The following is a 22033-nucleotide window of genomic DNA, read 5'->3' on the forward strand; positions in this document are numbered from 1 at the left end:
CGGCTTTTTTGTTGTGGTGAGTGGCTAGCAAAGCATCATCCAGTCGAAAATCGATTTTTGTATTCTCACCGAGTGTGACTTGTGCAGCATTTCTGGTTGATGGACAGGAAAAGAGAAAATGCAGCAAGGGGAGAACGTTGGGTTAGCTTTGGCATAAAGGCGTATGGAAAGAGGTGGTAAACATAGAGATGAGTTTGGCTTTTTAATATTTAAAACAGTACGTTAACTAAGTTTTTATTCTTGTCTCCATTAAATGGCTCATGACTTTTCCACCATACGCTGATGAAAATGAGTCACTACGCCTTTCCATTCACCCTTACAACTTGTTTGCAAAGGGGGAGGGCGGCGAGCAGACTCCTTTTATAATTTCAGTCATTGAATTCACTCGTACAGAAAAGAACGATGACGAAAGGTGACGTGAAGAAAATGAATCAAGCAGAACACGCTTTGCCGACCAGCAAAGCCAACGTAATTTTGCATGCATTTGATTGGAAATATGCCGATATCGCTAAACAGGCACAAAAAATTCAAGAGCTGGGTTATGGCTCAGTGCTTGTTTCACCGCCGTTACGCAGCGCCAAATCACCCAAGTGGTGGCAGCGTTACCAGCCACAAGATTACCGCGTGATTGATAACGCACTTGGCAACACCACTGATTTTCAGAACATGGTGACTGAGCTTCAGCGTTGTGGTGTTTGGGTCTATGCGGATGTGGTGTTTAATCATATGGCGAATGAAGCAAAACAGAGAGCGGATTTAAACTACCCAAGCAAAACCGTGCTCGAAGAGTACATGTGCGATCCTGAGTATTATGAAAGCCAGCGATTGTTTGGTGATCTCTCTGAGCCTCTATTTACCGAAGAAGATTTTGTTGAAGCATTCGGCATTCAAGATTGGAAAGATAAGTGGCAAGTGCAGAATGGTCGAATCAGCGGTGGCCCGACCGATCCCGGTTTACCGACCTTACGTGTTCATGAGCATGTGATCACCCAGCAGCGTCATTACTTAATGGCGTTGAAGGCGATGGGTGTCAAAGGGTTTCGCATTGATGCAGCAAAGCACATGACGCTAGAGCATATCAAGCAAGTGTGGACAGAAGACATTACGCAGGGCATGCATATCTTCGGTGAAATCATTACCGATGGGGGAGCCACGGAAGAGGAGTATGAACTCTTTCTGCAACCTTACTTACAAGAGACTCGTCTCGGTGCGTACGATTTCCCTCTTTTTAGCACCTTATTTAAAGCCTTTGCCGCGAAAGGCAGCTTTAAAAGCTTGATAGACCCTTACTGTTTTGGTCAGGCGTTGTCGAATCGGCGCGCAATTACGTTTGTCACCACACATGACATTCCCAACAATGATGTGTTTGCCAACTTAGTGTTGGAGGAAGAGAACGAGTGGCTAGCTTACGCCTATGTATTGGGGCGTGATGGTGGAACACCTCTGATTTACACCGATCTCGATACGAGCGGCATACTTAACCAGGATGGGCAACCGCGTTGGAAAGACGCTTGGCATGATCCGCGAATGGTACAGATGATTGCATTCCACAACCGTTTTCATGGCGAGCCAATGAAGGTGCTGGAAGGGAATGATGATATGTTGGTGTTCAGCCGTGGTGAGCGTGGTTTTGTGGTGATCAACAAGTCGGCGCGGAAACAAACGATCTCCTTACCACTAGCGCGTCCTCTTCAAGATATGTTGACGGGCAAGCATTTCTTACCAATGAACGGCAAGATTGACATTGTCGTTGCGGCAAAAACGGCATTGATGATGTGTTGAGATAACGTCAAGGCTGGTAGATAGCGAAACAAAAGAGCGAAAACAAAAAAGGCGAAGTCCCACTTCGCCTTTTCTATTGCAGTTCAAACCGAACTTACACAATAAATTTATTAAGAATGGCGTCCTGCTCTCGAACGTTCTCTACCTGAACTTGCATCGCGATGTTGGCATTTTCTGCCAAATCCGCGACTTGAACAGAGAGGTCTTTAATTTTCACGGTGTTGTTATTGATCTCTTCAGCCACCAAGCTTTGCTCTTCCGCAGCCGAAGCAATTTGAACATTCATGTCACTGATCTGTTGAATTGCGTTGCGGATCCGATCAAGCGCATTGTTTGCCTCTTTCGCACGCGCGACGGCATTGCTTGCAGTATTTTTGCTTTGATTCATCGCACCAGCTACCGAAGTTGCACTGCTTTGCAATTTTTCAATCATAGTGCGTATTTCTGTCGTGGACTGTTGTGTGCGTTGAGCCAGCGTACGAACTTCGTCTGCCACCACAGCAAATCCTCGACCAGATTCACCGGCTCTCGCAGCCTCGATAGCGGCATTAAGTGCCAGCAAGTTGGTTTGATCGGCAATGTCGTTGATGACTTTTAATATCGTCTCAATGTTTGCAGTCGCAGATTCAAGGACCTGTACTTCTTCGACGGCTTCATCAATTCGAGCGGATAGATCATCAATCGCTTGAGTGGTGTCACTAACAATATCGGTTCCATCAACGGTAGCGTCGTCCGCTACTTTCGCTGCAGAGGCAGCGCCTTGCGCGTTTGAAGCCACATCCGATGCTGTCGTGGCCATTTCATGCATCGCCGTCGCTAACTGTTCCAGCTCTCTGAGCTGCTCTTGCATCGCTGAGGCAGACTCTTGTAAACCGACAGAGGTTGTCTCCGAACCTCGTAGAATTTCTTCACCAATCGCTTTCGATTGCTTAATCAACTGCTGCAATGTGCCAGTAAACGTGTTGAAACCGGTTGCAAGAAGAGAGAACTCGGTATCTGTGTTGGTCTCCAGCCGTTGGGTTAGGTCACCCTCACCGGAAGCGACGTCTTGAATGGCATCGTTGAGAACGTCAAGAGGACGCATGAGGGTACGAATTAACACTAGGAGAATGGCGATACTAAAGATCAATGCGATGATGGTGTACACAACAGAACTGTTGCGTAGGTCATTAATCGACTGATACGCGATACTTTCATCAAGGACGACGCCAACATACCAGTTTTCACCGGGCACAGAAGCAAAATCCAATGTGTAGGCAACGCCATCGAGCATGACTTGCTGAGGCTCGCTTTTAATCTGAATGTTAGGCATGTAGTCAGACATTGGCGTGCCGTTCAATTTGGTGTTTGGGTGGGCGATGGTTGTGCCATCCTTTGAGACGATAAATACGTAACCCGCATCAAACAGTTTCACTTGGTTAACCAAATCAGCGAGACCTGCGAGACTGACGTCATAGAAGATAGCACCGATGAAAGTGCCATTGTCTCGAACTGGAGTCGCGATAGAAACCAGAATTTCATTTGTCGCTGAGTCTGCGTATGGGGCGGTAATGATGAGTTGGCCCGCATTTTTTGCATCTTTATACCAAGGACGAACACGAGGATCCCACGTTGGACCGGGGTTCCAGCTGGGGTCGTTGTTGATATTGGAACCATCCTTTTCAAATCCTAAACCCGCTAATAAAAACGTTTTTTTAACAATAGGGCGGGTGATGACATCGGAAATATGCTTGGGTGAGAGATCGGTTTCCATCATGCTGGTTGCGTACGCAGCAATCGCTTTGCGGCCATTGATTTCAGCAGCGACAGTGTTTCTCACACCATCAACGATTTCTGTGACACTCGCTTCGACCTGTTCGGTCAGTTCGTCTTGCATCGTAAAATACTGCTTAGCGGTAAGCAAAGAGACAGTGACCAGCAGCAACATAGATGAGGCGGCTACAATTTTGTGACTAAATTTCATCCCAATTCCCCCGAATGTGGTTGATTTGCCAACTATCTATATTTTTATAGTTAATAAAACGAACTTAATCCAACAAAGAGATGGTTTTAAGTTTGAATAAAAAGAAAAAAGGCGAAGGGATAACCTTCGCCTATTCCACCTACACAGTGAATCTGTTAAGTATTTCGTCCAGTTTTCGCACGTTTCCGGTTTGTACTTGCATTGCTTGGTTGGCATTAGAAGCTTCACCAGCAACTTGTGTCGACAAGTCTTTAATGTTGACCGTGTTGTTGTTAATTTCTTCTGCGACCAAACTCTGTTCTTCTGCCGCAGAGGCAATTTGCATGTTCATGTCTGTTATACGCTGAATCGCGTCACGGATACGTTGCAATGAATCATTGGCTTCACGCGCACGCTCAACGGCTTCAACCGCACTGCCTTTACTCTCTTTCATCGCACTGGCTACTGATGCCGCACCGGATTGCAGTTGTTCAATCATGCTACGGATCTCGGTTGTCGATTGCTGAGTGCGCTGAGCCAGTGTGCGGACCTCGTCGGCAACCACCGCAAAGCCACGACCAGATTCACCTGCACGCGCCGCCTCAATCGCAGCATTCAAGGCCAATAGATTAGTTTGATCTGCGATGTCGTTGATAACCTTCAAGATAGTTTCTATGTTCGCTGTTGCGGATTCTAGTCCTTGCACTTCTTCAACCGCCATATCGATTCTTTCAGATAACATGTTGATTGAACGAGTCGATTCATTGACGACCAAGGAACCTTGTTGAGTCGCGTCGTCGGCTTCTTGCGCAGCGCCCGCTGCTCCTTGTGCGTTATTGGCTACTTCGGTGGCCGTCACTGCCATCTCATTCATTGCTGTTGCAAGTTGCTCTAGTTCTTGCAATTGCGTTCCCATGGCTTCAGCAGAGCCTTTTGCACCCCGTGCGGTCAATTCAGTGCCATGCATAATTTCACGGCCAATCTCTTTGGATTGAATGATCTGGTTTTGCAAATTGCTAGTAAAGGTATTGAATCCGGACGCTAGCTCGGAAAACTCCTGATCCGTATTGGTATCGAGGCGATGAGTTAAGTCACCTTGGCCAGAAGCGATATCTTGAATCGCAGCGTTTAGTGCATCGAGTGGGCGCATTAAGAAGCGAATCAGCATGGTGAGTGCCACAATACTTAAGAGTAGCGCGACGACAGAATACAAAATGGAGCTGTCACGTAGGTTGTTGACAGCGGCAAAGGCGATATCTTCATCAATAATCGCACCGATATACCAGTTTTCACTCGGTATTTTGGTAAACGTGACTTGATAACGAACACCGTCTCTTTCGAAATGTTGTTCACCCTCTTTCAACTGAACTTCTGGAAGATACTTTGAAAATGTCTCGCCATTGTTTTGTGAATCTGGGTGGGCAATGGTGGTGCCGTCGGAAGAAACTAAGAAAAGGTAACCTGCATCGAACAAACTGACTTGGTTAACCAACTGAGCAAGGTTAGTCAATTGCATGTCGTAGAACATACCTGCGACAAATTTGCCACTTTGTTTAACCGGTGTGCCCACCGAGATGATGACAGCTTTACTAGACACATCCACGTATGGTGCTGTGACAACCAGTCTGCCCTGTGCTTTAGCATCCATGTACCAAGGACGTTTGCGAGGGTCATAATCTGGACCAGCTTCCCACCCATCATCATTTTCAATGACGAAGCCATTTTCTTCATAGCCAAAGCCGACAGCGAGAAAACTTGATTTGAGTTTTGGTTTCTCAAGAATGGTTTTGACGTAGTCTCGATCAAAGGGGTTAATCTCGATAACTTCAGTGGTGGTTTGCGCTAAATTTTTGCGCGCTTCCATTTCGGAGACGACGGTGTTGCGAACACTGCTGACCATCTCAGTCAAGCTGGTAGAAACATGTTCTTCAATCGTGCTACGAACCGTATAGATCTGCTTTAGCGACAGCAAAGAAATGGTCACTAATAGAAGCGCGGAGGAGGCGGCTACAACCTTGTGACTAAACTTCATAAAATCCCTCAGTTTAAAATACTTGTTTTTGTTAATACTAGGAGTTATATCGGCATTTGTATTTATAACATGAATATAAATTAATGTTTTCTGTTCGCCGTGAGCGTTTAGAGGGATGAAAAGTATCAATTTTGTGATGACGAGAGAATTTATATGCACATGTGTGTTTATGTGTTGTTGTTCCTCATGCGCTTAACCGCGGCAGTAAAAATTTAGGCGTCTTTGCTTCGAATGGTATGGTTTTTCCCCATAAAAAAGCTCCGCGAACGGAGCTTTTTTTTCAAGATCGGGTCAAAAAATGAGGTGCGCAACACCTGCAATGATTGGCAGTGTAATCAGCGTACGTAGGATGAAGATGATAAACAGCTCTACAATGTTGACTGGAATTTTACTGCCAAGCAGCAGTGCGCCAACTTCAGACATGTAGATTAGCTGAGTAACTGACATGGCTGCAATGACAAAGCGTGTCATTTCATTGTCGATAGACGCTGCGAGAATCGCTGGGATAAACATATCCGCAAAGCCCACTACGATGGTTTCTGATGCCGCCACGGCTTCTGGCACACCGAGTAACTCCAAGAAAGGAATAAAAGGCTGACCAAGGATGGCAAAAACGGAAGTGTATTCTGCGATGATAAGGGCAATCGTTCCTAAACCCATCACCACAGGCAGTACGCCGAATACCATATCGACTGCGTTGTGAACACCTTCAGTAAATACCGACTTAATCGATTTTACTTCGTCTGCACGTTTCAGAGCTAAGTCCATTCCCCAGCTAAAAGGGGTATGGCCAACTGGTACAGCGTTTTGATCCGCTTTTGGCTCGCTACCATCAATGTAGCAATCTTTCTTTAGGCTTAGTGGTGGTAAGCGAGGAATGATGATCGCTGCGACAACACCGGCTAAACAAATCGCGCCATAGAATGGAAGAAAAAGGTGCTCCAATTTCACTTGCGCAATTACAACCAAACTAAAGGTAATGGAAACGGCAGAGAATGTCGTACCCACTACGGCTGCTTCGCGTTGAGTATAGAACTTGTTTTCGTACTGCTTACTGGTAAGCAGAATCCCGACACTGCCATCGCCGAGCCATGATGCCATACAGTCGATGGCGCTGCGGCCTGGTAAATTGAATACTGGGCGCATCACTTTACTGAGCAGCGCACCAAACAGTTCCAACAAGCCAAAGTTAAGTAGCAGAGGTAGCAACATGCCCGCAAAAATGAAAACTGCAAAAAGTGTTGGCAAAAGCCCTGTCAGCACAAGACCACCCGTGTTTTCTTCCCAAATGGCTTTAGGACCCACTTGGAAAAACGTCATAACAACCGCGATACCACCAAACACACGCACCGCAAGCCAAAGAGAGCTTGGGTTGAACAATCCGTTGAGGAAGGCATTGTTCACGATCTTGGCTGGTTTAAAAAGCTTAGTTACCAGTGAAGCAACTGCCATGAAAGCGATAATGGTTGTGACCATGGCGATCAAATGATCACCCAGTAGAGCTGGAATCAACTTAGCCATCACAGCAACTGGGATGGTGAGTTCACCGTTGTAGGTGATAGGTGCCATAAACAGAAGTAAGCCAATAACGGAAGGAATAAAAAACTTCCAAAAGTTGGCTTTCTTTGCCGTCTCTGGGACAGCAGCAGTTTCAGTGTTATTGGTCATGCTTGTCTCTTGTTACTACTAGTCAATGTTATTCATTTTTAAGAATAGTTATTCACTAAAAATCTGTTTTTAGTCAAAGTGGGCGTGAGATTACTCTTAAAGTACTGCGATTGCAATACTATTCATTGAAATGCCCTAACTATTCAGACGTTAACTTTGAAATAGATAATGATAGTCGATTTTTGTTTTGTAATTGTTTCATGTGTTGGATTTTTGTGATTTTGCCGGGTGTTAAACTGCAACTTAGGCATGTTTAGTGTGATCTAAGTTGCTTTATCGGTGGGCTTTACGGTGAATTATGCTTGTCGAGAGGGAGAAAAGTAGAGCAGAGTCCAGTAAGCAATCGCGATCAAAACGGCAAAGGTGGCAGGCAAAATCAACGCATAAAGTTCAAATCGAATAAATGCGAATGCGCCAACCGAACCTCCTAGTAAAAAGCCAAAGAAGATGAAAACAAACAGTTTCGCTTTGCGCTTATCGAACTTTTGTCCTCGTAAGCTTTCTCCTATCATGATCCCGAGATCAGTAATGATGCCAGTCATATGAGTAGTACGAATGACAGCCCCACTGAAGGTCGTGATCATGGCATTTTGTAAGCCGCATGCAGCGGAAGCGAGGTATTGGCCATAGATGTTGCCGTTGATGAGAAATCCCAACGACATCAGCAATAAGAAACCTTCAATGCATAGTGCAACGCCGTAACGTCTGCCCAGCTTGAGTGCCGTGCTTTCGATGAAAAAACCACTGAAGGCCGAGCCAATTAAGAAACTGGCGACAATGAACATGAGGTGAATGGTGCTGGAGGAGCCAGTAAGGAAACTGCTGCCCAACAGAGTGACCGTGCCAGATAAGTGAGAAATGGCTTGGTGTTGAAATCCCATAAGGCCGATGGCATTCACACAACCCGCAAGCAGTGCAAGTACAAATGCACCAAATTCAACCCAACGAGGTAATCTAGATATCACGATTCTTGTCTCTTTATTGCTTAGGTCGAGATTATAGCGCTAGCGACCACAAGTTAAAGTGGTAAGATCTGTTTAGCTTTGATCCTTCTCAACAAAGGCGGCAATTTGTGTGTTACGGAAACATGCCTATTGTTCGGCAATTATGGTTTGTTGGGGGCTTTGTTTTGCAGTTGTTTCTTCTGTAGATCGAAATAGATGCCTGATAGTTGGTTAAAAAACGTTTCTTCTCTGAATCTTGCCATGGGAATAACCACCGCCGCAGGGGCCGAAGAGAACAACAACAGCATGGTTGTACTGCATGCGGGACAAAAGTGATAGCTGATTTCATGGCCATTATTGGTGAGTCGATTAAATGAGGCAACATCCCCATCCACTCGAATCTGTTCAGTCATGAAACGTGCGTGTACACCAAAAAAACTGCCTAAACGACGCTGGCATTCAAAAGAGTGGCAGATCGAGGTTTTGACTGGCTCTCCTTGGCAATGGATTTTCACCAATCCACACTCACATTCACACGTTCTTACGCTATTTTTTACCATTGTGCTTATCCTCGGGTTCACCTCTATTGATAATTATAAGAAACGCATTTAAGGTCTGCACAACCCCAATTATGAGTCGTGCATCAATGAGAAAGAAAATTTTACCCATCCCACTTATTCTATTGATTCCCATAGTGATGCTCTTGGTTGTGATTGTCGCTGGCCTCTATCGTTTTAGCCTCAACGATCACGAGATCATGGCAAAATTTCCATCGCAGCAAGTAAAAACCGATACGATCGTTGAATTGTTAACCGGAAAGAAAACGACTAACCCGATCACAATTATCGTGCCCGAAACTAAAGCGTTCGCTTTGATCTCAGAACTTGATGTGCAACAGCAAATAGCGACTGGAGGCTATGATTCTGGAGCAGAGCGAGGCATCGCAACAGTGTGGTTGGCACATTGGCATTCGCTTGAGGCGCGATCGTCGAGTTTGTACGTGGCCCCTGTGTCGGTGAGTAATCAAGGTAGCGGGCGTTTTTACTATCTCGGGCTGTTTAAATTTGATGCTCTGCCACAGCGACTGGTCATGGTAGATGCCATCTATTTGGGCGATCGAATTCATATCAAATCATTAGAAAAAGTTGATGAAGATGGTATAGCGGTTGTTTTCAATACTCATGATTCTGGTCAATCCTTTGTAGAACAACCGGTTAAAAGAGTTGAACGTCATTTTACTGTTGATGAAAACAAACTAAAATCAGCTAAATAATCATTTTTGAGGCGGTTTTTGGCTTGAAAATAGCAATTATTTGATGATTTATTGTTGGGAAATGCATAAGCTTGTAACCCTGTTCCGCAGGAGATTGTAAACCGTGTCCTCCCAAGTCATAAACAGTCGTTTTTCTCAGTTATCCAATGGTAAGAAATGGCTGCTATTGTCATTACCATTGGTTGCTATTGTGGGCATTTCAGCCTCGTTACCCAAATCTACCTTGACTCGTACAGTTGAGTTGAATCTTAAAGACTATTACGCGCAAACGAATTCTAATCTTTCAACCTCTCTAGAAGAGTGGCAGAATCCGCCAAGTTTTGAATACCAAATCCAATCTGGCGATAACCTAAGCACCATCTTTACTCAGTTGGGCTTCGGTTACCAACAGATGATGAAGGTCATGGAAACGGATCTTGATTTTTTGGTGCTTGATACGTTGCGACCAGGCAATACGCTACGTTTCTGGAAAGATGAAGAAACGGGCACATTAGATAAGATGGAACTTGCTCTTGGCATTGCAGACAAAGCGGTGTTCACGCGCAATGATGACGGTAGCTTTGCTTTTGAACAAGTCAGTTTGCCGGGTGAATGGCGGCAGCAACCTTTGATTGGCACGATTGAAGGCAGCTTCTCAAGTTCGGCTTATCGACTTGGACTAAATAGCATCGAAATTGATCAGGTTGTCTCTCTGTTAAGAGAGAAAATCAACTTTTCTAAAGATCTGCGTGCAGGGGATAGCTTCGAAATCGTGCGTAGAAATCAGTTTATTGATGGCGTCGAAAGTGGTAAACGCCAAATCGAAGCGATAAAGATCTTTAATCGTGGCCGCGAGATTACTGCGTATCTTCATACCGATGGACAGTTCTACGATGCTAAAGGTCAAAGCTTACAACGCGCTTTTCAACGCTATCCGGTGACCACGAACTGGCGTTTAAGCTCGAATTTCAACCCACATCGTTTGCACCCTGTGACCGGACGTGTAATGCCCCATAACGGAACAGACTTTGCGACGCCAATTGGCACTCCGGTGATGTCAACGGGTGATGGAACGGTCATCTTAGTACGTAAAAACCATCCGTTTGCAGGTAACTATGTGGTGGTTGAGCATGGCAGCAAGTATAAGACACGCTATCTTCATTTAAGCAAAGTTTTAGTAACCAAAGGACAAAAAGTGTCGCGTGGTCAACGCATTGGACTAAGTGGAAAAACTGGCCGTGTTACCGGTCCACATTTGCACTATGAATTACTTGAAAATAATCGCCCAGTTGATGCGATGAAGGCGAACATTCCGATGGCAAGCTCGGTGCCTAAGAAAGAGATGGCTGGTTTCCTTGCGACGGTAAATGAACTCAACACTTTGTTGAGAGAACAAGAGCAACAAAATATTTAGTAGGCCCCAAAAGCAAAAAAGCCTGTAAGTCTAACTTCAGGCTTTTTGCAGCCTCGCACTGTTCGGATGTGCCATAGTCAACGTCATATTATTGCCCCAGCTCAAATGGCACTTCTTAGTGATCGTCGTTGAATGGAGATAACGAGGTCTTTTGGTTTCATAGGACGAGAAAAGTAATAGCCTTGAATCTGCTGACAGCCCATTTCTGAGAGTTTATCTAATGCTTGCTTCTCTTCTACCCCCTCAGCCACCAAATTGACTCCTAATTGCAATGCTAACTGGGTAATCAGCCAAACCACTCTTTCGGCCGTATCGTTGTTGAGCATATTGTGGACAAAACTTGCGTCTATCTTGATGGTATCGATCGGGTAGCTGTGAATGTAGTTTAAGCTAGAATAACCGGTGCCAAAATCGTCCAACGCGACTTTAAATCCTTGTGCTCTCAAGGCATCTAGCACCATGTGTTCTTTTCCCGTCTGTGTCAGAAGAACGGTTTCAGTCAGCTCGATGACAAAATCTTGGGCGTCCAGCTGATATTTTTCCATCATGTGGTTAAGGTTAGCAACGTATCTTTGATCATCATTTAGTTCATAGGCAGAGCAGTTTAAACTCAGCTTCACTGGGTAGTTCAATTGTTCCTCTAGATATAACTTGCTGAGGCAAGCCAGTTCAATGATGCGTTCCCCAAGTTGAACAATAAGCCCAGATTGTTCTGCGGCATCAATAAACTCGGCGGGTGAGATTGAGCCATATTCTGCACTCTCCCAACGCGCAAGTACTTCGAAATAATCCCAGCGATCTTGGTGAACGTTGACTATCGGCTGGAGGGCTACGTAAATCTCATTGTTGTCCCCAATGGGTTTAGCGAGTTCTTCTCGAATCGCTTCAATCAGTTGGGTTCTTCTATGATAGAGAGCACTAAGGTGTGTATCGTAGCAACGAATACGATTATTAGGGTGTTTTTTACACTCTTTCATCGCAAGGCTGGCATTAAGAAATAACTCGTCACTGGTGATCAACCTCTGCGTGGCTTTAGCGATACCAATACTGATGTCAAACTGAACATGGTTGGCGTTGTCTTGATAGCCAAAAGCAATTTTGTTGAGAATATGTTGGCATACCTCTTCTGGGTCATCGGTGTACGTGATGAAGGCGAACTCATCTCCGGCAACACGATACGCAAGCGCAGGGCTAGGAAGGGTGCTTTGTATGGCTTTGGCTGTGAACTTAATTATTTGATCACCAATATAGGTACCGTGAATGTCGTTAATCAGTTTAAAGTTATCGATATCGATGCACACAAGGCTAAAGGAGCGATCCGATTGTTGTGTCAAGGTTTCAAGCGTATCAGATAAACAACTGCGATTAAGCAGTCCAGTTAAATTGTCATGGGACACTTCATAGCTAAGTTGGTTGACGAGTTGTTCTGAACGGTCACTCAGCCATTTTTCTCTTAGCCCATGAATAATCATGTTTGCGTAGATACGATGGTACTTTATGAAGAGCGCCTCATCGTAAGGCTTGAATGAGAAAGTTGAGACCAATATCCCGAGAATATCGCCATTGTGGCCTCGTAAAGGGATACCAATGAAGGCATGGTTTTCCGCGTCTTGTAGTACGGCTTCTTGTTCACAGGCATAGTAGCTCTCTTGGTCGTAGCGGCAATGGTCTATGATTTTTAGAGCAATGTTTGCAAAAGGTGTATCTTCTAAACTGTGCCGAGGAGATCCTACAATTCCCCCATTCTTTGCATAAGACAAAGTATGTGTATGACTACTGTGGAGATCGATCTCTACAATGCAGGTGCAGTTTGAGCTCAAAGTGGAATGCAGCTTGAGCGTTACTTGATTAAGAAGCTCGTTACCGTCGAGAGATAGAGTATGAATAAGCTCATCTAAGTCGATACAAGCTTGGATCGTTGAATCATTCATCTGACGTTCTCTACCTGATTTTATATTGACATTTTTATTACATAGAGTTGTACAAACAATCTCGATATGCATCACGTTAAATATCGCTCACCAGACCAAGCTTTGCAAAAGAAATTCGGAGATATGATCCTAATCCTTAGATTATTAACGGGTTAGAAATCAAAAACAGATAGCACTTTTTTGCTCTATACCGACTTTTCTTGCTGTAGCCGCTCTTTAAGGTAATCCAAAAACAGTTTTGTTCTTGTGTGTTGGTAGTCCAGTTTTGGGTAGTAAGCGTAAACGGTGGCTTCGTCGGCGTGCACGTTTGGCAGGACAGGAACTAAAGCGCCAGTGCGCAGCTCTTCTTTGATCATCACGTTATTACTGAGCAGAATGCCCATGCCTCGTTTTGCGCCGTGGAAAAGCGCTTCTGGATTGGTTGTCGAGAAGTTGCCACGCAAAGTCATGCGTTTACCATTGTTGAGTTTCAGTTCTCGACTCGGCTTTTCTCCCCAGATCAAGATATTGTGATTCACCAACTGCTCTGCATTCTCCGGCATGCCATATTTTTCAATATAGCTGGGGGCCGCAAAAAACGTCGCTTTATGCTCAAACAACGCGGTTGCTTTAAAGCTCAGGGAGTTCAGCTGTTCCAATTCTCGGCTGATAAAAAGATCTAGGCTCAACTCAGGCAGTTGCCCTGGCAATGTGGTAAAGAGCTGAACTTTAATATCTGGGTATTTTTCCAGAAAATCATCCAGATAGTGAACTAAGAACTTGGATCCGACGGCAAGGGTTGCGCCAATTTTCAGTAATCCAGCTGGGCTTTGGTTGACGGATCGCGTCTCATCTAAAACCGATTGCCAGCCATCGAGTTGCAACTTTGCGCGCTGATAAAACAGAGCACCCGCTTCGGTTTGGCTGATGGATCGGGTGGTGCGTTTGAGTAATTGAACACCAATTTTCTCCTCTAACCACTGTATACGCTTGCTGATGGCGGAACTAGTGGTATTCATTTTACGCGCTGCCGCGTTAAAACTGCCTTCTTCCACCACTCTGATGTAGCTGTTTACGCTTTGAAACCAATCCATATTCTTTCCTTTAGGGAATTAATCTCTTTCCGATTGGGGAGATTATCATCAATCAAAGGCCAATATAAACTGTAAATCATTTGCTGTAAGAGAGGAGAGGGGAATGCTGAAGTCGTTACAAAAAATGCCATTGCTTTTAGCGATGATGATCATCGCGACAGGGCAAGTGGGCGTGGCCATTTATTTACCGTCTCTTCCCCTTATTAGTCACGACCTCGGATTGACGCAAGCTGACGTACAAAATGTCGTGACTTTCTTTCTTGTTGGCTTTGGTGCATCACAACTCTTTTATGGTCCTTTGTCTGATGCGATTGGTCGACGTCCAGTTTTCATTCTTGGCCAAGGGATCTACTTAGTCGGCACCGTCATCTGTATCGCGTTTTCATCCAGTATTGAAGCGTTAGAGTTAGGTCGATTGTTGCAAGGATTAGGGGCGGGTAGTGCATCGGTGTTGGGACGCTCTGTATTGCGAGACAGCTACGAAGGGGCACAATTGACCAAAGCGCTCTCTTATATTTCGATTACCGCGTCGATCATGCCGATCATTGCCCCGGTTTTTGGTGGCTGGATCGCCTTTCATGTCAGTTGGCAAGCGGTGTTCGTTTTTGTGTTGTGCTATTTATTGGCGATATTTACGTTGGGCTATTTTGTGTTGCCAGAAACCTTGCCTTACGCCAAGAGACGTTTTCGCCCTTTAACCGTGTTGGCGACTTATCGCACTTTGGCGACTAATCCACAAGTGATCGGCAGTGCCAGTTTTAACTGGATGAGCTACCTGGTTAGCCTTGTTTCGCTGTCGGTATTCCCTTTCATGATGCAAGGAGAGCTTGGATTTTCTGCTGCAGATTATGGCAGCATGATGATCATTCCATCTGCCGGTCTTTTGCTTGGTAGTGTGACAGTCAATGTCTTGTTGCGTTATTTCGAGGTGAAGAGGCTGCTTGCCGCCAGTTTTGTTCTTGTGGCTCTGTCTGGTTGTGGGCTCATTTGGGCGCCCTTTAGTAGCGTTAGCTTGATCGCTGCCTTTACCGTGATGAGTTTTGCTCAAGGGATGTCATTCCCTCTGTCGATCAGCTTGCTCCTTGCCCCTCACAAGCAAAATGCAGGTTCTGTTTCTGCGTTGTCTGGCTCAGTGCAGATGGTGATGGCAGCACTGCTCGGTGGATTTTTGGTTGAACACTGCGTTCGAACTCAGGCTCAATTAGGATTGTTTTATATTCTAGTTGCGATGGGGTGTTTTGCGGTGTTGCTGCTCAAAGGTAAAGTGATGACGACGCCGGAGGTACAGAAAGTCTAACTTGATTATCTCACCCCCCGTCACTACAATGCCGCGCAGTAGTTAATGAGGGTTACCCATGCAACAAAATGAATTTGAACAGTTGGTTAAGCAGATTTGCCAGCAAGAGAACTTACCGAAAGCACTAGAGCTTCTAAAAGCGTGTGACGATGAGGAAGTTGCAGAAGCGGCAACATCGCTTTCAGGGCAATTTGCTTTGGCAGAAGTGGATGGCGAAAAACGAATCTATCACGTGACGTTACAAGAAAACGAAGCAGGTGAAGAGACGGAATACGTTGAGCATGTAATGAACGAAGGTGAGCACTTGGTGAAGTTTGCCGCTTGGTTCTTTGATGTCATGTTCGAGATCAAGGCCAAAGAGACCTACCAAGCTGCAGGTAAAACCTATCAGCAACCGAAGCGTAGCTAACGCTGGCGGAATCGCTTTTTTAGAACGCTCAAAAAAACGGCAATGTTACTGCCGTTTTTTTGTTTTCGTGATAAATGTTTTTTATCTTTTCATGAAATAAAATTACCAAATAAATGTGATCTTCGTCTTGTTATCTGATGATTTTGTAGTAATATTACACACGAAAACAGAAGAGAAAACATTGGAGAATCAAGATGGGTTATGAATTAGGCGGTGCTTACATCGGTCAAATGATGGCAAAAGACGCAATGCACAAAGCTATGTATGGCAAGACAGCGAAGAAGAAAGCGTCATTTATCAGCCGCATGCTAAAGAAAATGGCAAAATAACAGCAAGCTTAAAGCGTTATTTTGTAGTAAAGTTTCAAAAAAACCTGGCATCGCCAGGTTTTTTCTTATCTGCTTATCTATGGTCAACTTAATCAGTTTGCCATCTCCACCACATTGTTCGGAACGACATCAAGCCCACGCTCTTTAAGGTAGGCTTCCAGCTTATCGCAACCTCCAATGTACGAACCATCTAGCCAAATTTGTGGTACGGTGACGGGCGTTTTTTCGCCAATAATGGCTTTGACTTCAGGAATCATACGATACAGCGCGGCGCTTTCTTTAACGACATCGTGATATTGGTAGTGAATGCCCGCCGAATCCAACAGCTGCTTGGCTTTGACACAGTAAGGGCAGGTCGCTTTACCAAAAACAATATTCCCTTTGAGGGTGTCGCGCTTTGTCCACTCTTTGATCACAGATTGAATCAGTACGCCACGGTTAAGAGCTTCTCCTTGGCTAATCACTTTGCCTTCAACCACCAAAATAGGCGCATGCCAAGCGCCGAGCTTTAACGGCTCCCACCAATGAGAAAGCCAGTCTTTGACTTCCAATTCAACAGGAATACCGTTGAGTTCATTGGCAAACGTATCGGTTAAGATATCTTTGGTTAACGTACACTCACCACATGGGATGTTGACTTTAAATGGTCCCCAACTTCCCGCCCAACGGTACAGGGTGATTTTAATCGCTTCACTCATTAAATATTCCTCAAAATCGCTCTATTAGTGTAGTAGAACGCACTGGCGATGTTTTCCTTTCACGCTATTTTGTTTTTTTGGTTTCCCAATGAGTAATAAAGGCCACAGAAGCAATAATGATGAAGGCGCCAAGCCAGAGTCTGCCCGGTGGCACCCAACCAAAGACAAGCCAACCGGCAAGTACGTTCAATGGTAGTTTAGCGTGATCAAAAGGCTGAACAAAGGAGGCATCGGCACTGGCATAAGCTTTGACGATGGCCCATTGCGCCAGTGCAGTCATGCAGCCCGCTGCAAAAAGGATCAGCCAAATGGTCGTGCTGCTAGGCATGGTGAAATCAGGAATCGCCAGCATGATGTTGAATGGCGTAATCAACAGCAGCAGATAAACCACCATGGTGGAGGGCGGATCGTTGACCGAAAGTTTTTTAACCATCAGTGAATAACATGCCCAAAAGAAGGCCGCGCCGACAGGCAGTAAGGTCGCAAGATGAAAATCATCTGCCCAAGGCTCAAGAATGATCATCGCACCAATGAAACCGAACAGCGTCGCGCCCCAGCGTGCCACACCAACTTTCTCTTTCAGAAGCAGCCCAGAGCCGATCGTCGCAAAGAGTGGGGAAGTCATTAATAGCGCGATGCCTTGCCAAATCGGCACCGGATAAGCGAGTGCCCAAAGCCAAAGCTGAATACCGATAACCGACAAAAAGACTCGCAGTGCATGCCAGCCAAAATGAGAGGTGCGCAGCGATTGGCGAATGCCCAGTGTTTTTAAGTACGGCAAAATCACAATCAAAGCGATGCCATATTGAATCAGCGCGACGGTGGTCGACGGAATGGCAAATTGAATACTGGCAACTTGCGCCAGGCTATTGACGATAGCGAAAGCTAAACCGGCGGTCAGCATCCACGACGCGCCAAGAATTGGGTGGTGTTGAGACTGCATAGATAGTTGGTGTTGGAAAAAAGTCCGAGAATCATACGTTTTCTGCATGATGAAGCCAAATTTTTTGCACCGTAGAGAAAGAAAAAAGCCTCTGACAGTCAGAGGCGCAAATGCGGATTAAAGGACGTACCTCGGTGAGGAGGATAAGAACGAGAAGCACAAACGCTGCCATGCATTTGTACCTCTATCATTGCAGAAGCTGTGCCAGTTTTAAGTTGTTGATTTTGTTAGTTTTGGATTTTTGAGTATTCCAAAGCCGCACCATAACCATTCAAAAGGCGACAATCATGGTGCAAAGGAAACATGGTGCAAGGGAAAGCTAAATTTGCAGTAACTGGCGGTTAAACTCTTCCACATCAAGGGGTTTGGAGTAGAGATAACCTTGGAACTCATCGCATTGCTCACTGACGAGCAGTAGCCGCTGCTCTTCGGTTTCCACGCCTTCTGCGACGATTTTTTTGTCCATGTTGTGGCCTAGCTGAACGATGGTTCTGACTAGCATGTGATCGTGATGGTTCTCAACACAGTCATCGATAAAGGCTTTATCTATTTTTAACACATCAATAGGTAACTGCTTTAAGTAGTTGAGCGATGAGTAGGCAACCCCAAAATCATCAATCGCAACCGTCACGCCAGATCGCCTCAAGTTGTGGCAAATTGCGATGAGCTTTTGCGGCTCTTTCATCAAGACAGTTTCGGTGATCTCTAATTGCAGATAACTGGCGGGAAGGTTTGATTCGAATAATGCGGAATTGACCTGTAGTTCAATATCATCATTGGCAAATTGAACGGTTGAGACATTGACCGAAACAGGGATATCGTAGCCAAGATCTAACCACTTTTTAGCTTGTTTACACGCCTCGAGTATTACCCAGCGACCAATCGGAATAACCTGTTTGGTTTTCTCTGCAATAGTAATGAACTCAAGAGGACTGATGGTTCCGAGTTCCGGATGTTGCCAACGAATGAGCGCCTCTGCGCCAGTAATTTTTCCCGAAGTAAGGGAAACCTTAGGTTGGTAAACCAATGAAAATTGCTTTAGTTCAATGGCTTTGTCGAGTTCTCGTTCAATCTGATGTTGGCGTATAGTCTCGTCTAACAAAGTTTCGTCATACCAGCGAACTTTACCTCGACCTTTAAGCTTCGCTTTTTGAACGGCAATGTCTCCGTTTCTAAGCCAAATATCGAGGTTTGACATGGCTTCGTTAAAAAGTGCCACACCCGTAGCGTAAGAAAGCTGGTAAGACCCTCTTTCGAGTTCAAAAACGGCCATTAGCTTCGAACGTAGTAGCGTATTTAATGCGTTGATTTCTTCTTTTAGGTCTTGGTTTTCAAAAACTAAAACGGCGAACTCATCCCCTTCCATGCGGTAGGCTTGACCATAACCAAGTACGGCTTTCTTCAACCTCCTTGAAAAACGCTTTAATAACAGGTCGGCCTGCTCGTGGCCAAAGCTTTCATTGATCTCCTTGAAGGCATCGATGTCGATTTTAATTAGCGCACTGTTTTTTCCTTGCTGAGATAGTGCTTCCACTTGTTCGAGATCGGTGTAAAACGCTCGACGATTTGGTAACTGAGTGAGGTAATCTGTGCGGCTGTCTTCGCGAAATTTGGTTAATTGACGATAAAACTTCTGTTGGTAATAAACCATGACTGAGGCGAAAGCGGAGATCGCAAGAAGCTCGATGGCATCTTCAACGAGTTCATCGACATCTTCTGGCGCGACTGATAAGAAGTACGAAGTCGTGAGTAGTAACGCGATGACAAATGCCCAAGAAGTCCCAGGGAAAAGGACCAAATAACATAACGGTAAGAGAATAAACGTCTCTTCAATCACGTCAATATCGAGCGGATCGACGATGCTGCCGACAAAAAGGTAGCTCGTGGCGACCAAAGCACACACATTTTTGGTTTTGTGGGACGTAGAAAAGAGTGCCACAATCATGGCAATCGCAAACAACACGTAAGACCAAGGCAATAGGCTATGTTCTTCCACCAAGGTTTGCGTGATCAACAATACCGCCACAATATAAGCGGCCTTTAATAACAATACTATTTTTGAGTTTGTCACGATTTTACTTCTGCCATCTACCATAAATATCCTCGGTTTGGATTATATAGCATGGCGTTTTGTTGTTCTATGTCAAAACGCTTTTATCTCTATCTGGTCGGTTCTAAGACAAGATGATTGATAGATTTCCATTAAGTATATAAAAAAAAATGAAATTAACCTCTAAACTAGCACTGTTATTATCGCTATAAATATAATTAACGTCACAATTACAAATTAATTCGAGTTGATTCACACAAGATAAGTCTAGGGAAGAAAAAAGCCGGTAGGGATACCGGCTTGAAAAGGCTCGATGAAAACAAGCATTTAGAAATCGTAGCGTACACCAAGTCGAAGTGTGTCTTCACCAGAAGTGACTTTGCCGTTTACGTCTTTTACATCATCAAGCTTGTTGAGGTAGTAAGACAAGTAAGTGCGGAAGTTGCTGTTTAGCTTGTAGTAACCCACCAACTCGAGACCTTTAGTTGCGTCCGATTTAGTGCCGTTATCGTCTTCTTCGGCGAAGGTGTACATCGCGGCAACGCTAAATGGTTTGCTGATTTTGTACTGAACCGCAAATTCGTAGGCGGTGAATTCTTGCTTCGCTTTGTCATCGAGATCACCCGTCGAGAAAGTCGCACCTAGATAAAGATCATTTAAGGTATAGCCTGCGCCGACAAGGATCTGGTTTTGGCTACCGTTGCCAGCACCGTTATCACCTGTGGAGTAAGCCAAACCCAGATCCAGACCGATAGGAAGAGAGTAAAGGCCACTGATGCCCATCAGGTCGCTATTGTCAGCATCGCTTGCTGAATAAGTGGCTTCAATTTGCAGAGCATCGAAGCTGCCGCGATAGGCAAACGTGCTGTCTGTTTTGTCTGATGACGCATCAATGAACTGCTGCACGCCAGAAAACTCGGTAATATCCGTCAGGTCTGAAACGATGACAGAAGCCATATCTTGCTTACCAACAGAAAACGCACCTGCGTTTGTCTTCACACCGGCGTACATGTAACGGTTTTTGAAGCTGCTTTCGCCTGTTTTCTGTTCAGCTTCGTAAAAACCAAAGGCTTGTAGATCGTTCCCAAGGTCAGTGGTGCCTTTTACGTTAAGACGTGCACGAGTGCTGTCTGCCATGGTGCCGTCGATCTCAACACCTTTGTCGGTACCAATGAAATCACCACGGAACTCAACACGCCCACCAATTTTTAATTCAGTACCGTCTGTTTCATAAACGGTTGCTGCGAAAGATGACCCGGTGACCACTGCGGATAGGATTGCGGTTGCTAAAGCTGCCTTTTTCATTTTTCAATTACCTTTTTATATTCAATGGGCTTACATGCCCGATTCCTGATGCAGCTAAGGTACTGATTAAAAATGAACAAACGATTTCTATTTCATGACGCTTTGGTTGTGCTTGTATTGCAGTTCAATGAATGATGAGGACGATAGAATCGCTAGCTCAACCATAATCTGAGCCACAGGCCAATCGGAGAACTGACGCCTGAGGTAATAAACTCAATTTTTCCATTGCGCACAATCACAACGGTCGGGGTCACTTGTACCCCCCAATCACGGCTAATTTTGCCAGTTGGATCATTGATGGTGTCGTAATCATACAGTTGTGATTGCAAATACTGATTAACGCTTCCTTCGTCTCCCGATTGCATCGCCACACTGATAACGGGGTAGGACTCTGCGATCTGGTTGATCGTCGGGCTAACGAGTTTGCAAGGACCACACCAGGTTGCCCAAAAATAGACAACTACAGGGGAGTCTTCACTGGCGCTCAGTAAGTCAACTTGTGCTCCAAGTGTTGTCATAGCGGAGAGGGGGAGCGCGTTTTCTTTTGGCAGATTTCTCGAATAGTAGAAATCAAGAGCGATGGAGACAATCAATACCACCGCCAGCACGGGTAGCCACTCTTTTAGGATTTTGACGATTTTCATAATGGGTTTCTCATTGAGCTGTTACATGCGCCTCATGGATTGCGTGCGCTTTACGATATGGATTCAATCTCTCTGAAACTTGCATCTCGAGGTTACTTGGGTATAAGACCAGCGTTTTCCAATTTCTCTTCATTAAAGAAGGGAGAAAGTATTTCTGTTTGTAACATCCTTATTAACATTTCGGTTGTTTTTCTGATTTTGCCAATCGTTTACTCGGTTTGCTTTTGATGGGATGTAACTATTTGTAACATCAAAATAACTCATTTTGTTTTTGTGCTTTTAAATTTAACTAATTGAAAATTAATGATTTATTATCTTTA

18 protein-coding genes are annotated in these 22033 nt (G+C 44.9%); 6 read left to right on the top strand and 12 right to left on the bottom strand.

The window, feature by feature from the left end; all coding sequences use genetic code 11:
- Positions 1-402 precede the first annotated feature (402 nt).
- Complete coding sequence (locus LZU85_RS02265) at positions 403-1782, top strand: alpha-amylase family glycosyl hydrolase (protein WP_237286262.1); 1380 nt, start codon at positions 403-405, stop codon at positions 1780-1782.
- Positions 1783-1876: 94 nt separating this feature from the next.
- On the opposite strand, the gene LZU85_RS02270 is transcribed toward LZU85_RS02265, so the two are convergent.
- The 5 genes from LZU85_RS02270 to LZU85_RS02290 all read right to left on the bottom strand — a co-directional run bounded on the left by LZU85_RS02270 (position 1877) and on the right by LZU85_RS02290 (position 8928).
- Positions 1877-3745 carry a methyl-accepting chemotaxis protein gene (locus LZU85_RS02270; protein ID WP_237286263.1) on the bottom strand — a complete coding sequence of 623 codons (1869 nt, stop codon included), beginning with the start codon at positions 3743-3745 and terminating at the stop codon, positions 1877-1879.
- A gap of 139 nt (positions 3746-3884) precedes the next feature.
- On the bottom strand, positions 3885-5756 hold the full coding sequence (locus tag LZU85_RS02275) for a methyl-accepting chemotaxis protein (RefSeq protein ID WP_237286264.1): 1872 nt from the start codon (positions 5754-5756) through the stop codon (positions 3885-3887).
- 291 nt (positions 5757-6047) lie between these two features.
- Positions 6048-7424 carry a YjiH family protein gene (locus tag LZU85_RS02280; protein WP_176297058.1) on the bottom strand — a complete coding sequence of 459 codons (1377 nt, stop codon included), beginning with the start codon at positions 7422-7424 and terminating at the stop codon, positions 6048-6050.
- Positions 7425-7720: 296 nt separating this feature from the next.
- Positions 7721-8389, bottom strand: coding sequence for a DUF1275 family protein (locus LZU85_RS02285; RefSeq protein WP_176297059.1), 669 nt, complete (start codon positions 8387-8389; stop codon positions 7721-7723).
- 140 nt (positions 8390-8529) lie between these two features.
- On the bottom strand, positions 8530-8928 hold the full coding sequence (locus tag LZU85_RS02290; RefSeq protein WP_176297060.1) for a GFA family protein: 399 nt from the start codon (positions 8926-8928) through the stop codon (positions 8530-8532).
- Positions 8929-9014: 86 nt separating this feature from the next.
- Between LZU85_RS02290 and LZU85_RS02295 the strand changes: the two genes are divergently transcribed.
- Both LZU85_RS02295 and LZU85_RS02300 read left to right on the top strand, forming a co-directional pair.
- Complete coding sequence (locus LZU85_RS02295; protein ID WP_237286265.1) at positions 9015-9641, top strand: hypothetical protein; 627 nt, start codon at positions 9015-9017, stop codon at positions 9639-9641.
- 103 nt (positions 9642-9744) lie between these two features.
- Entirely contained in the window at positions 9745-11034 is a 1290-nt protein-coding gene (locus tag LZU85_RS02300; RefSeq protein ID WP_176297062.1) for a peptidoglycan DD-metalloendopeptidase family protein, read from the top strand.
- Between the two features lie 101 nt (positions 11035-11135).
- On the opposite strand, the gene LZU85_RS02305 is transcribed toward LZU85_RS02300, so the two are convergent.
- Both LZU85_RS02305 and LZU85_RS02310 read right to left on the bottom strand, forming a co-directional pair.
- Entirely contained in the window at positions 11136-12965 is a 1830-nt protein-coding gene (locus LZU85_RS02305; RefSeq protein WP_237286266.1) for a putative bifunctional diguanylate cyclase/phosphodiesterase, read from the bottom strand.
- A 185-nt stretch (positions 12966-13150) separates the two neighbouring features.
- A complete protein-coding gene (locus LZU85_RS02310; protein WP_176297064.1) occupies positions 13151-14038 on the bottom strand; it encodes a LysR family transcriptional regulator in 888 nt (295 codons plus the stop codon).
- A gap of 103 nt (positions 14039-14141) precedes the next feature.
- Here LZU85_RS02310 and LZU85_RS02315 point away from each other — a divergent pair, with 103 nt between their 5' ends.
- From LZU85_RS02315 to LZU85_RS20885, 3 genes are all read left to right on the top strand, one after another.
- A complete protein-coding gene (locus LZU85_RS02315) occupies positions 14142-15335 on the top strand; it encodes a multidrug effflux MFS transporter (protein WP_011081529.1) in 1194 nt (397 codons plus the stop codon).
- A 58-nt stretch (positions 15336-15393) separates the two neighbouring features.
- A complete protein-coding gene (locus LZU85_RS02320; protein WP_015728112.1) occupies positions 15394-15744 on the top strand; it encodes a hypothetical protein in 351 nt (116 codons plus the stop codon).
- A gap of 194 nt (positions 15745-15938) precedes the next feature.
- Positions 15939-16073 (top strand): hypothetical protein, encoded by a 135-nt coding sequence (locus LZU85_RS20885; protein ID WP_011081527.1) that lies wholly within the window; start codon positions 15939-15941, stop codon positions 16071-16073.
- Positions 16074-16165: 92 nt separating this feature from the next.
- Here the strand turns inward: LZU85_RS20885 and LZU85_RS02325 are convergent, their stop codons facing one another.
- From LZU85_RS02325 to LZU85_RS02345, 5 genes are all read right to left on the bottom strand, one after another.
- Positions 16166-16771 carry a glutaredoxin domain-containing protein gene (locus LZU85_RS02325; protein ID WP_237286267.1) on the bottom strand — a complete coding sequence of 202 codons (606 nt, stop codon included), beginning with the start codon at positions 16769-16771 and terminating at the stop codon, positions 16166-16168.
- A 64-nt stretch (positions 16772-16835) separates the two neighbouring features.
- Complete coding sequence (locus tag LZU85_RS02330) at positions 16836-17714, bottom strand: DMT family transporter (RefSeq protein ID WP_011081525.1); 879 nt, start codon at positions 17712-17714, stop codon at positions 16836-16838.
- Between the two features lie 319 nt (positions 17715-18033).
- The gene (locus LZU85_RS02335) at positions 18034-19809 is read right to left on the bottom strand and encodes a putative bifunctional diguanylate cyclase/phosphodiesterase (RefSeq protein WP_088428509.1); all 1776 of its coding nucleotides are present in this window, start codon (positions 19807-19809) and stop codon (positions 18034-18036) included.
- A 282-nt stretch (positions 19810-20091) separates the two neighbouring features.
- Positions 20092-21069, bottom strand: coding sequence for a porin (locus LZU85_RS02340; RefSeq protein ID WP_237286268.1), 978 nt, complete (start codon positions 21067-21069; stop codon positions 20092-20094).
- Positions 21070-21221: 152 nt separating this feature from the next.
- Positions 21222-21713 carry a protein disulfide oxidoreductase gene (locus tag LZU85_RS02345; protein WP_237286269.1) on the bottom strand — a complete coding sequence of 164 codons (492 nt, stop codon included), beginning with the start codon at positions 21711-21713 and terminating at the stop codon, positions 21222-21224.
- Between the last annotated feature and the right edge of the window lie 320 nt (positions 21714-22033).

The sequence above is a fragment of the Vibrio floridensis genome (assembly GCF_021852965.1).
In the GTDB taxonomy this organism is placed as follows: Bacteria; Pseudomonadota; Gammaproteobacteria; order Enterobacterales; family Vibrionaceae; genus Vibrio; species Vibrio floridensis.